Source organism: Sphingomonas sp. RB1R13, assembly GCF_036663775.1.
In the GTDB taxonomy this organism is placed as follows: Bacteria; Pseudomonadota; Alphaproteobacteria; order Sphingomonadales; family Sphingomonadaceae; genus Sphingomicrobium.
In genome coordinates this window covers 1182575-1194233 of the sequence record NZ_JAXOJM010000001.1, presented here as the reverse complement: position 1 = coordinate 1194233, position 11659 = coordinate 1182575, and the positions used below count along the sequence as shown (strand labels likewise).

Sequence of the window (11659 nt, the reverse complement as noted above, 5' to 3'; positions counted from 1 at the left end):
GCGCCCCGCTTCGCTTGCAGGCTAGCTCTGCGCGCCCTTGGCGAACAGCAGGATGACCGCGACGATGGCGATCGCAATCCCCTGGTAAAATACGCGTTTGCGCATCCATTCCTGTTGTTTCGCGCCATTGTCCTTGCCCGAAGCCATGGCGATGACTCCGCGCACGAGGACATAGGCAGTCGCGCCCATGGCAGCGACGAGGGCGATGATCAGGAGGATTGTCATATGCCCTATCTAGGCGCTCGACAGGGCGAATCCTAGGGGCAGGCGGTCCTCCCTGAGCGCGCCCACCAGCGCCCGCCCGTCGACCCCTGCCGCCCGCATCGCTGCCAGCGTCGGTGCCTGGTCGCGCTTGGCCAGCCGCCGCCCGTCGGCATGGGTGACGAGCGGGTGATGGCGATACGCGGGCTCGGGCAGGTCGAGCAGCATCTGCAACAGTCGCTGCACAGGGGTCGAACTGCGCAAATCCGCGCCGCGCGTGACCAGCGTCACCCCCGACGCCGCATCGTCGACCACGCAGGCGAGGTGATAGGCGGCGGGGGCATCCTTGCGCGCCAGGATCACGTCGTCGAGGTCGGCGCGAGTGGCGGTATGCGCCGTGCCGTCATGCTCGCGCCATCCCGGCAATCCGACCCGCGCCACCGCCCGCGCGGCATCGAGCCGCCAGCTATGCGCCGCGACCGCCCGCCGCCCCGGATCGTCGGCCAGCCCGCGGCAGGTCCCGGGATAGTGCGCGCCTGCGCCATGCGGAGCGCTCAGCGCAGCGGCAATATCCGCGCGCGTGCAGAAGCAGGGATAGGCCAGCCCTTGCCCACGCAACTGCTCCAGCGCCGCCTCATACACCGCGCCGCGCGCCGACTGGACCAGCGGCGCTTCGGCGGGGTCCAGCCCGAGCCACGCGAGATCCGCGCCGATCGCGCCGACAAATTCCCCCCGGCTCCGCCCCGGGTCCAGATCCTCGATCCGCACCAGGAACCGCGCTGCCTCGGCCGCGAGCGCGGCCGAATAGGCGTGGCCGAGGTGGAGCAGTCCGGTCGGGGATGGTGCGAAGCGGGAGGTTGTTTTCACGTTGTGATCACAAGGACTCTTGACGGGGAATCATGCGGCGTGCTGTCATCACCATGTCACGTCGGTTTGGCATCCGGCGCGTCACAAGGGAAGCGGGCTCGGACGCCCTCTCCTCCTTGCGTGCGACGGGGCCGGAGAGCTGGGGTTCGGGTCAACCGAACGAAAGGCTATGCGCGCTCGTGTATCACCCCGACCTCATGCGACATCCCGATGGCTGCCCAGCGCTGGTCCTCAACGCCGACTATACACCCTTGTCTTATTATCCGCTCAGCCTGTGGCCGTGGCAGACTGCGGTCAAGGCGATGTTCCTCGAACGGGTCGATGTCGTCGCCCTTTACGACCGCGAGGTTCATTCGCCGACGCGCTCGCTCAAATTGCCCTCGGTGATCGCGCTTCGCCAGTTCGTTCGGCCCAATGAATATCCCGCCTTCACCCGCTTCAACCTGTTCCTGCGCGACCGCTTCAACTGCGTCTATTGCGGCAGCCACAAGGAGCTGACCTTCGACCATGTCATCCCCCGCGCCCAGGGCGGCCGGACGACGTGGGAGAATGTCGCCACCGCCTGCGCCCCGTGCAACCTCAGGAAGGGCGGCCGCACCCCGCGCCAGGCGCAGATGCCGATCCACCGCGAGCCGATCCGCCCGACCAGCTGGCAGTTGCAGGACCATGGCAAGAGCTTCCCGCCCAACTACCTCCACCAGAGCTGGCGCGATTATCTCTATTGGGACATTGAACTGGAAGCGTGATGGGAATTGGAGGCATAATGGCGCGCGGACTAAGCCCCTCTTAACCATTACCGTTTAATTGGGGTGGAATGACAGCGCCGTCCCCTTTGGCCCATGCTCCACGAATCCTCATCGTCGAGCCTAATCGCGCAGCGCTCGGCGTCCTCGCGCGGCGGCTGGGCGAAGCCGGCTACCGCATCGTCGCCGCCGACAGCGCTGAGGTTGCGGTCGCCGAACTTTATCGGTTGCCGGTTGATCTCGTGCTCGCCGAACTCGCCATGCCGGTGATGACTGGGATTGATCTTGCCCGCCTGATCCGCGACGACACCGCGCTTCGCGACGTAGCGATCATCCTCATCGCCGGGCGAAGCAACCGCTCGGGTGCGGTCCTGGGGTTTCAGGCCGGGGCCGACGATATCGTCGTCAAGCCGTTCGACCACGACCTCCTCCTCGCCCGCATCGCCCGCCAGTTGAACCGCGCACGGGCGACCAAACAGCTGCGCGCCGACAATGCCGTCCTCGACGCCCGCGTCGTCACTCGCGCGATCGAGCTAGGCGAAATGCGCGTCGCGCTGGCGGCGAGCGAAGGCGAGCGGATACGGTTGGCCGGGCTGGTCGCGAACTGACAGTATGCGATGCGTGCGATTGACCGCTCTCGACCCATTGGCGATGCCAGCGATCACTTTCTGGGCTTTGAAACATGCCTTCTCAAATCTAGTGAAGATCGGCATTCGGCAACTCTGCTAAGGCCAAGCATGCGGAAAAGGGTCCCCATATGAAGATTGTTGCCGCAACACTGGCCACAATCGGGCATTCGGGTCCGTTCAAAGATGACCGGCCGCTGCGCCTGGCGGGGCTTACGCTCGATCCACCGCGCGTTGGCGAACTGCTTGTCAAAATCGAAGCGGCAGGACTTTGCCACTCTGACCTTTCGGTGATCAATGGTGATCGACCCCGACCAATGCCCATGGTGCTCGGTCATGAGGCATGCGCCACGGTGGTCGAGGTCGGCGATCCCGACGATCCACAGTTCGCCGTTGGTGACCGGGTGTCGCTCGCGTTCCTGCCGGCGTGCGGAGCGTGCGTGCGCTGCCTGTCGGGCGAAGGCTATCTCTGCCCCAAGGGAGCGGCGGCCAATGGCAAGGGCGAATTGCTGCGCGGCGGGTTCCGGCTTCATGACGCGGGGGCCGATGTGCACCATCATCTCGGTGTCTCGGCCTTTGCCGACCATGCCGTGATTGACCGACGATCGGCGGTCAAGATCGAGGGCGACGTCCCGCCAGAGATTGCCGCCCTGTTCGGCTGCGCGGTGCTGACCGGGGTCGGGGCGGTGCTCAACAGCGCAGGGCTTCGCCCCGGCGAGAGCGTCGCCATCTACGGGTTGGGCGGGGTCGGGCTTGCAGCGTTACTCGGCGCGGTCGCGGGCGGCGGTAACCCGATCAGTGTAATCGACCCGGTCGCGGGGAAACGCGCGCTCGCCCTCGAACTCGGTGCGGCGGAAGCCTTTGCGCCGGGCGAGGAAGACGGCGTCGCCCCGCCCGACGTCGTGATCGAAACCGTCGGCAAGGCGGTCGTCCTCCAGCGCGCCTATGCACTGGCGCGGCGCGGCGGGCGGGTCGTGACCGTCGGGCTGCCCAATCCGGCCGAGACTTTTTCGATTCCGGCCGTGAGCCTCGTCGCCGACGGCAAGACGATCATCGGCAGTTACCTCGGCAGTTCCATCCCGGCGCGCGACATCCCGCGCTACATCGCGCTTTGGCGCGCGGGGCGGTTGCCGGTCGAGCGACTGCTTACCTCGGTCTCGCCGATCGCAGAGATAAATGCCCTGTTCGACATCCTGGCGTCCGGACATGCCGTCCGCCAGGTCGTCATTCCCTAATGCTAGACATGCCCGCGGCTCGCCAGATATTCGGCGACTCGGGGCCCCAGGACCGGATCGTCCATCGCGATTGCCAGATTGGCCAGCACGAACCCGGCCTTGTCGCCGCAATCGTGCCGCACCGCGTCGACTTCGACTGCGTGGAACGGCTGCTTGCCGATCAGCTTGGCCATGGCGTCGGTCAGCTGGATTTCGCCCCCCGCCCCGGACTCCTTGGCGTCGAGGATATCCATGACCTCGGGCTGGAGGATATAGCGGCCGATGATCCCCAGACGGGACGGCGCGTCGGCGGGTTTCGGCTTCTCGACCATGCCGAGCACTTGCGTGAGATTGCCTTCGCTCTTGCCCGGGGTGACGATACCATAGCTCGCGGTCTTGTCGGCTTCGACCTCAGCAGCGCAGACGATGTTGCCGCCGACCCGGTTATACGCTTCGACCATCTGGCGGAGAGCGCCACCGACCATCAGGTCGTCGGGCAGGATCACCGCGAACGGCTCGTCCCCGACGATATGCCGCGCGCACCACACCGCGTGGCCGAGCCCGAGCGGCTGCTGCTGGCGGACCGAGATCAGCTCGCCCGGGGTGGTCCGCGATCCGTCGAGCGCAGCCCTGCTCTTGCCCGCTTTCTCCATCGTCGCCTCAAGCTCGAAGCCGAGGTCGAAATAATCGACCAGGCTCGACTTGCCGCGCCCGGTGACGAAGATCAGCTGCTCGATCCCTGCGTCGCGTGCCTCGTCGACGGCGTACTGGATCAGCGGCCGGTCGACCACCGTCAGCATTTCCTTGGGCATCGTCTTGGTCGCGGGGAGCAGGCGGGTGCCGAGCCCGGCGACGGGGAAGACGGCTTTTCTGACGGGGCGGATAAGACTCATTTGGGCAATTCGGTTCCTGTCGTGTCCGAGCGCGCGGCGGCGGGATCGGTTCCCGCAGAAAGCGTCGGGGCGCCGCCGTCGGGGGGCGGCAGGTCGAACCGGTCGGTGCGGCGCGGCATCGACTTGCGCATCAGCTCGTCGACCCGCTGTGGCGCGGCATCGGTGCGCGGCTGGAGCAGTTCCTCGGCGGTCAGTTGGCGCGGCGCCATCGCCGGCTTGACCGACAACGCATGGCCCGGCGCGGGCTCGAGCGGAACGATCTTGCCACATCCAACCAGCAAAAAGACACCGGCGAGGCCCCAAAAACGCTTCACTTGCTGCTCCTCGCGGCGGCGATGGCTTCTCGTACCCGGTCGGGCGCGGTCCCGCCAGCCGAGGTGCGCGACGCCACCGATGATTCGACCGAAAGACACGCCAGGGCGCCATCGGTGATGCGCGGGTCGACCGCCTGAAGCTGTTCGAGGGAGAGCCCGTCGAGCGGTATGCCCGCCGCCTCGGCCACCGCCACTGCGCGACCGGCGACATGATGCGCCTCGCGGAACGGGACATCGGCCTCGCGCACCAGCCAGTCGGCAAGATCGGTCGCGGTGGCGTGTCCGGCGGCAGCGGCGGCGCGCATCCTCGCCGGCACGAATTCCAGGTCGGCGATCATCCCGGCCATCGCGGCCAGGCTGAGCGAAAGGAGGTCGGCCGCGTCGAACACCGGCGGCTTGTCGTCCTGAAGGTCTTTCGCATAGGCCAGCGGGAGCCCTTTCAGGAGCACCAGCATCGCGATCAGGTCGCCGATGATCCGCGCCGAATGGCCGCGCACCAGCTCGGCGGCATCGGGATTGCGCTTGTTCGGCATGATCGACGAACCGGTCGACCAGCCGTCGGGCAGCTTGACGAAGCCGAACGGCTGCGATGCCCACAGGATGATCTCCTCCGCCAGCCGCGACAGATGGACGGCGGTCAGCGCGGCGGCGTGGAGATAGTCGACCGCGAAATCACGATCGGACACGGCGTCGAGGCTGTTGGCGGTCGCCCGGTCGAAGCCGAGCGCGGCGGCGGTCGACTCGCGGTCGAGCGGAAAGCCCGTCCCCGCCAGTGCCGCCGATCCCAGCGGGCTTTCGTTCATCCGGCGGCGCGCGTCGGCAAAGCGGCTGCGGTCGCGGACCAGCATCTCGCGATAGGCGAGCAGGTGATGGCCAAGCGTCACCGGCTGCCCCGACTGCAAATGAGTGAAGCCCGGCATGACCGTCGCGGCATGCTCCTCGGCCCGCACGAGCAGTGCCTCTTCGAGCGCGTCGATCCCGCCCAGCGCCTCGTCGATGGCGCCGCGCACCCACAGCTTGAAGTCGGTCGCGACCTGGTCGTTGCGCGACCGCGCGGTGTGGAGCCGACCTGCCACCGGGCCAATCAGCTGCGACAGGCGATGCTCGACATGCATGTGGATATCCTCGAGCGCGGGATCCTCGACCAGCTTGCCGGCTGCAATCTCCTGCCCGACGGTCTGAAGCCCGGCGTCGATCGCGGCGGCATCGTCGGATGAGAGGATCCCCTGCTTCGCCAGCATCGCGGCATGGGCGCGGCTGGCGGCGATGTCCTCGCGCCACAATCGCTTGTCGATTGCGATCGAGGCATTTATCTCGCGCATCACCGCGGCCGGGCCGCCCGCAAAGCGTCCGCCCCACATTGAATTGGAGTTGCCCGTGTCGCTATCCCTGCGGCTGATAATATCGCTCCTCATGGGGCTGGTGGCGCTTGGCGGCTGCGATAGGCAAAAGCCGCCGGAGCAGCAAGCCAACGTCGCGAGCGCCGCCGCCGATCAAGGCCCGAAGAAGGGCCTCGACACGAGCCACGCCGGCCAGCCCGCGCCCGACATCGTCATCAAGGACGGCGAGGGTGAGGATACGGCCTTGTCCGAGTTCAAGGGTCATCCGGTGCTGATCAATCTGTGGGCGAGCTGGTGCGTACCGTGCGTCAAGGAATTACCGACGCTGGACAAGCTCGCCGCCGCCAATGGCCCGGTCAAGATCGTCGCTTTGTCGCAGGACATGGCCCCGCTCGCCTCGGTCGCCGCCTTCCTCGCCGAACATGGCATCAAGAACCTCGACGTGTGGCAGGATAGCGAGATGGCGATGAGCGACAAGGCGGGAGCGCCAGTGCTGCCGACGAGTATTCTTTACGACAGCGAGGGGCGTGAGGTTTGGCGGTTCGTCGGGGATCGCGACTGGACGAGTGCCGAGGCGGCGAAGGATCTGGCGGCGGCGAAATAGCGATATGTGCCGCCCCGACCTCACCACGAGCGACCGAAACGCGCCGTGGAAACGGTATCTTCATATACGGTGAGATAGGAGTTCTGCAGGAGAACTCGATCAGATGCATCAGCTCGTCTATATCAGCACATCTCGCTCGGAAATTTCGCCAGACTTGTTGCGCGAGATACTCGCTGTATCACAGAGAAATAACGCGCGTGTTGGCGTTACCGGGCTTCTGGTTTGCGGAGGTAATCGCTTTCTCCAGGTCCTTGAGGGTCCGGTCGCGGCGGTCTGCGACACTTACGAGCGAATCCAGCAGGATCAGCGTCACTTCGCCACAGTTGTTTTGACATCGCGAAGCGTGTCGGCCCGAGCCTTTGGCGAGTGGTCGATGGCGTTCAAGGAGGGGCCCCGAGCCTCAGACGGGACCCTCAGCGAAATCATTTTTGGAGTCACCGAAAAGCTGAGTGATCCAGGTCTCCAGGCAGAATTCCGTGGCTTTGCCGAAATACACAGCCAACGCGCTTAGTTTTTTCGAAGAGTAAGCGATACGAACGACCGAGCTTGGTATCACTTAGTCCCGCAACAACTCGTTGATGCTGGTCTTGCTGCGGGTTTTTTCGTCGACGCGCTTGACGATGACGGCGCAGGCGAGGCTGGGGCCACCTTTGGCGTCGGGCAGCGTGCCGGGGACGACGACCGAGTAGGCGGGGACGCGACCGTAGATGACTTCGCCGGTGGCACGGTCGACAATCTTGGTGCTGACGCCGAGGAACACGCCCATCGAGATGACCGCGCCTTCCTCGACGATGACACCTTCCGCGACTTCGGAGCGGGCGCCGACGAAGCAATTGTCCTCGATGATCACCGGGCCGGCCTGGAGCGGCTCGAGCACGCCGCCGATCCCGGTGCCGCCCGAGATATGGACGTTCCTGCCGATCTGCGCGCAGCTGCCGACGGTCGCCCAGGTGTCGATCATCGTGCCTTCGCCGACGTAGGCGCCAAGGTTGACGAAGCTGGGCATCAGCACCGCGCCGGGCGCGATGTAGGCGCCGCGGCGGACGATCGCGCCGGGGACGGCGCGGAAGGCGGCGGCGGTGAACGCGTCGCCATCCCAGCCGTCGAACTTGCTCGGCACCTTGTCCCACCAGGTCGAACCACCCGGACCGCCCGAAATCGGCTCCATCGGGTTCAGGCGGAACGACAGGAGGACGGCCTTTTTAAGCCATTGGTGGACGGTCCAGTCGCCGACCCCGTTGCGGGTCGCGATCCGCGCCTGGCCGCTGTCGAGGCTGAGCAACGCCTGCTCGACCGCGTTGCGAACCTCGCCGGTGGTGGCGGCGCTGACCCCGTCGCGAGCATCCCACGCGGCATCGATGATCGCTTGCAGGTCAGTAGACATGGGGAGGCTCCAGTAGGTCGGTCAGCCAGTCGGCGACGTCGGTGATGGTCAGGTCGATATCGGCGGGGTCGTGGAGATGATTGCCATGGTCCGAGCCATTGTCGACCCACACGGTGGTCATCCCCATCGCCTTGGCGGGCTTGAGGTTCTTGGCCATGTCCTCGACCAGCACGGCGCGGGTCGGGTCGATGGCGAAGCGGTCGATCAACAACTGGTAGCCGGTCGGATCGGGCTTGGGTCGATAGGCGCAGGCGTGAATGTCGATCAGCCCGTGAAACTGGTCGTCGATGCCGATCGCCGCCAGCACCCGATCGGCGTAGGCGTCATTGCCATTGGTGAAGACGAAGCGGCGCCCGGGCAGGCGGCGGAGGGCTTCAGCCAGTCGCAGGTCGGGCGCAACCCGGTCGAGCGCGATGTCGTGAACGTCGTTCAGGAAATGGTGCGGATCGACGTCGTGGTGCTTCATCAGCCCCGCGAGCGTCGTGCCATGGTCGCGAAAATATGTCTTCTGGACCCGTTTGGCCTCGACCGGGTCGCAGCCGAGCAGCCGCTGGACATAGGCGCTCATCCGCTCGTCGATCAGGTCGAACAATCGCGTCGAGGCAGGATAGAGTGTATTATCAAGGTCGAAGACCCAGTCGGTGATGCCGGCGAAGGGCGGGGCGAGCGAAAATTCCATATCTGTCCGGGCGCCTAGACGTTTTTGGGTCTTCAGCAAAATGAAAGCATTTCAAGATTATGGACAATCTTGGAAAGCTGTTATCAATCAGCGTCTTGGGCGGGAGTTAAGGATGAGGACTCGGCTATTGAGCTCGGCCAGTTGCGCGCTTGCGCTGGTGCTGGCCGTGTCCGCCTGTGGCGGTGGCGGTGGAGTCGGCTCGACACCCGCTCCTATCCCGACGCCGACGCCGCCGCCAACCCCCACACCGACCCCGACCCCGACCCCGACCCCGACGCCGACGCCGACTGCGGTCAACTATGACACGCAGGAATATCGTCGAAGCAATGCAGCGGCCGCAGCGGGGGCGATTGCAGCCTATAATGCCGGTGGGACCGGCGCGGGAATCAAGATCGGAATCGTCGACAGCGGCATTAATCCCGCGCTGTCCGAATTCACCGGAAGGATCGATGCAGCAAGCGCCGATGTCGCCGGATCGCGCGGGGTTAGCGACGAAAACGGTCATGGAACCGCAGTTGCCGATGTTGCTGCGGGGGCCAAGGATAACAGCGGGATCCAGGGTGTGGCCTTCAACGCCACGATCATCTCGCTTCGCGCCGACGAACCCGGCACCTGCGCCACGCCCAAGACCGATACCGGGGGTGGCTGCGACTTTTTCGATAGTGCGATCGCCAGCGGCATCGACGCGGCGCGAGTCGCCGGCGCACGAGTCATCAACTTGAGCCTTGGCGGATCTGCGCCTGGCACGGTTCTTCTGGCGGCCATGACCCGAGCGACCACTGCCGGCATCGTGCTGGTCATTTCCGCCGGGAACGACGGCGCCAAGCCCGAGGGCATCAACCCCGACCCGTTCGCACTGACCCCGGCGGAATCCTCGCCCGGATCGGTAATCATCGCCGGATCGATCGGCGTCCCGACCGACCCCGCAAACCCGGGCGCCGGTACCGACGCGACCCAGCTTTCGACCTTTTCAAACCGCGCCGGAACGGGCGCCGCCTATTATCTTGCCGCGGTCGGCTATCGTGACCGCGCGATCAGCAATGACGGCCTCGAATATTACTGGTCCGGGACCAGCTTCTCGGCGCCGACCATCAGCGGGGCGGTGGCGCTGATGGCGCAGGCCTTCCCCAACCTGACCGGCAAGCAGATCGTCGACATATTGTTCAAGAGCGCCGACGACCTCGGCGCGGCCGGGACCGATGCGATTTTCGGTCGTGGCGCACTTAACATCGCGCGCGCCTTCCAGCCGATCGGGGCGACCAGCCTGGCGGGAAGCCAGGTTGCGGTCTCGACCGGGATGAATGGCAATCTTCCCGCCGCGGCCGGTGACGCAGCATCGGGGCAAGGCTATGGCGCGGTGATCCTGGACGGCTATTCCCGTGCCTTTGCGATCGACCTCGCCAAGACGCTTCGCCAGGCCGACCAGTCGCGCCCGCTTGAACGCGCATTGTCGGGGTCTACCCAAGTTGCGGGCGCCGCCGCGGGCAAGTTCAGCATCGCCATGACCGTCTCGCTAAGCCACAGTCGCCAGCGCGAAGTCGAATTGTCGCAGCTCGGCATCGGCCCCAACGACGCCCGCCGCGCGCGGCTGATCGCGGGATCGGCGATTGCCCGGCTCGACAGCAAGACCGCCGCCGCGTTCGGCTTTGCCGAGGGTGCCAAGGCAATGGAGCGCAGCCTGTCGGGCGCGGCGGCCGGCGCTTTCCTGATTGCGAAGGACGCGTCGAGCGACAATGGCTTTGCGTCACGGCGCGGGGGCAGCATGGCTCTTCGTCGGCAGGTCGGCCCGGTCGGCGTCACCTTGTCGGCCGAAAACGGCCATGTGTGGCAGGACGTCAGGACGACCGCCACCGGATCGCCCTACCGGCTGATGGCAATGTCGGTCGACAAGAGCTTCGGCCACAGCTTCCTGTCGGCGGGGATGAGCCGGCTCGACGAGCAGCAGACGCTGCTTGGCGGACGGATCGGCGGCGCGCTCGGCGGGGGTGGGTCATCGACCCTGTTCCTGGATGTCGAGGCCCGGCGCGAGCTTGGATCGGGATGGAGCGCAAGCCTGGCCGGACGGCGCGGGTGGACGAGCTTCGGCGCGGGCAAGTTCCAGAGCGAGGCCTATGCCTTCGATCTTGCCAGGACCGGGTTGTTCAATGGCAGCGACCGGATCGGCCTGCGTCTGTCGCAACCGCTACGCATCGCCACCGGCGGCTTTGCGACGATGTTGCCGACTGCCTATAATTACACCACCGGCGAGGCGACCAACAGCCTGGAGCGTTTTTCGCTCAGCCCCAGCGGGCGCGAGATGGACGCCGAGCTGTCCTATGGTCGGCCGGTAATCGGCAGCGGTTGGGTCGGCGGCAATTTGTTCATGCGTCGGCAACCGGGACATGTCGCGAGCGCACCAAATGACGTTGGCGCAGCGTTCCGCTTTTCGCTCGGCTTTTAGACCGTAAAGCTTTCGCCGCAGCCACAAGCGCCCTTGGCGTTGGGGTTATCGAAGGTGAAGCCCGCGGCGAAGTCATCCTCGACCCAGTCCATGGTCGATCCGATCAGGTAGAGAATCGACCCGCCGTCGACGAAGAATATCCCGCCCGGGGTCTCGATCTTCTCGTCGAACGCGACCGCGTCGGTGACGTAATCGACCGAATAGGCGAGGCCCGAGCACCCACGGCGCGGGGTCGACAGCTTGACCCCGATCGCGTCGGCGGGCGCCTTGGCCATGAGGTCGGCGATGCGCGCCTCAGCGGCGGGCGTGAGGGTGATTGCGGCGGGGCGCGGGCGGCGGGTCTGGACATTCATG

Annotated in this window: 14 protein-coding genes; 6 read left to right on the top strand and 8 right to left on the bottom strand. The window is 66.0% G+C overall.

The features are described 5' to 3' along the window. Positions 1-21: 21 nt before the first annotated feature. Positions 22-225 carry an HIG1 domain-containing protein gene (locus U1700_RS05675; RefSeq protein WP_332750898.1) on the bottom strand — a complete coding sequence of 68 codons (204 nt, stop codon included), beginning with the start codon at positions 223-225 and terminating at the stop codon, positions 22-24. Between the two features lie 9 nt (positions 226-234). Next, the gene (gene gluQRS / locus U1700_RS05670) at positions 235-1068 is read right to left on the bottom strand and encodes a tRNA glutamyl-Q(34) synthetase GluQRS (RefSeq protein ID WP_332750896.1); all 834 of its coding nucleotides are present in this window, start codon (positions 1066-1068) and stop codon (positions 235-237) included. A 179-nt stretch (positions 1069-1247) separates the two neighbouring features. Here gluQRS and U1700_RS05665 point away from each other — a divergent pair, with 179 nt between their 5' ends. The 3 genes from U1700_RS05665 (at position 1248) to U1700_RS05655 (ending at position 3672) form a co-directional block, all read left to right on the top strand. Next, complete coding sequence (locus U1700_RS05665; protein WP_332750894.1) at positions 1248-1814, top strand: HNH endonuclease; 567 nt, start codon at positions 1248-1250, stop codon at positions 1812-1814. 68 nt (positions 1815-1882) lie between these two features. Beyond that, positions 1883-2419 carry a response regulator gene (locus U1700_RS05660; protein ID WP_332750892.1) on the top strand — a complete coding sequence of 179 codons (537 nt, stop codon included), beginning with the start codon at positions 1883-1885 and terminating at the stop codon, positions 2417-2419. A gap of 149 nt (positions 2420-2568) precedes the next feature. Then, complete coding sequence (locus U1700_RS05655) at positions 2569-3672, top strand: alcohol dehydrogenase catalytic domain-containing protein (RefSeq protein ID WP_332750890.1); 1104 nt, start codon at positions 2569-2571, stop codon at positions 3670-3672. Positions 3673-3674: 2 nt separating this feature from the next. Here U1700_RS05655 and U1700_RS05650 read toward each other — a convergent pair whose 3' ends face one another. The 3 genes from U1700_RS05650 to argH are packed head-to-tail and all read right to left on the bottom strand — an operon-like array spanning position 3675 to position 6273. Beyond that, the gene (locus tag U1700_RS05650; RefSeq protein WP_332750887.1) at positions 3675-4544 is read right to left on the bottom strand and encodes a UTP--glucose-1-phosphate uridylyltransferase; all 870 of its coding nucleotides are present in this window, start codon (positions 4542-4544) and stop codon (positions 3675-3677) included. Continuing rightward, positions 4541-4858, bottom strand: a complete 318-nt coding sequence (locus U1700_RS05645; protein WP_332750885.1) for a hypothetical protein — start codon at positions 4856-4858, stop codon at positions 4541-4543. The genes U1700_RS05650 and U1700_RS05645 overlap by 4 nt, the downstream gene beginning before the upstream one ends. After that, complete coding sequence (gene argH, locus U1700_RS05640) at positions 4855-6273, bottom strand: argininosuccinate lyase (protein ID WP_332750883.1); 1419 nt, start codon at positions 6271-6273, stop codon at positions 4855-4857. Before argH ends, U1700_RS05645 begins: the two co-directional genes overlap by 4 nt. On the opposite strand from argH, the gene U1700_RS05635 reads away from it, so the two are divergent. Both U1700_RS05635 and U1700_RS05630 read left to right on the top strand, forming a co-directional pair. Beyond that, a complete protein-coding gene (locus U1700_RS05635; RefSeq protein WP_332750881.1) occupies positions 6236-6802 on the top strand; it encodes a TlpA family protein disulfide reductase in 567 nt (188 codons plus the stop codon). The genes argH and U1700_RS05635 overlap by 38 nt on opposite strands. Positions 6803-6905: 103 nt before the next feature. Next, positions 6906-7313, top strand: a complete 408-nt coding sequence (locus U1700_RS05630) for a BLUF domain-containing protein (protein ID WP_332750878.1) — start codon at positions 6906-6908, stop codon at positions 7311-7313. 45 nt (positions 7314-7358) lie between these two features. Here U1700_RS05630 and dapD read toward each other — a convergent pair whose 3' ends face one another. Together dapD and U1700_RS05620 are read right to left on the bottom strand one after the other, a co-directional pair. After that, the gene (gene dapD / locus U1700_RS05625) at positions 7359-8186 is read right to left on the bottom strand and encodes a 2,3,4,5-tetrahydropyridine-2,6-dicarboxylate N-succinyltransferase (protein WP_332750877.1); all 828 of its coding nucleotides are present in this window, start codon (positions 8184-8186) and stop codon (positions 7359-7361) included. Next, positions 8176-8865 carry a pyrimidine 5'-nucleotidase gene (locus U1700_RS05620; RefSeq protein ID WP_332750876.1) on the bottom strand — a complete coding sequence of 230 codons (690 nt, stop codon included), beginning with the start codon at positions 8863-8865 and terminating at the stop codon, positions 8176-8178. The genes dapD and U1700_RS05620 overlap by 11 nt, the downstream gene beginning before the upstream one ends. Positions 8866-8992: 127 nt before the next feature. Between U1700_RS05620 and U1700_RS05615 the strand changes: the two genes are divergently transcribed. Further along, positions 8993-11305, top strand: coding sequence for a S8 family peptidase (locus U1700_RS05615; RefSeq protein ID WP_332750874.1), 2313 nt, complete (start codon positions 8993-8995; stop codon positions 11303-11305). Here the strand turns inward: U1700_RS05615 and U1700_RS05610 are convergent. Next, positions 11302-11658, bottom strand: a complete 357-nt coding sequence (locus tag U1700_RS05610; RefSeq protein ID WP_332750872.1) for a HesB/IscA family protein — start codon at positions 11656-11658, stop codon at positions 11302-11304. The two genes, U1700_RS05615 and U1700_RS05610, sit on opposite strands and share 4 nt — an antisense overlap. Position 11659: the final 1 nt, after the last annotated feature.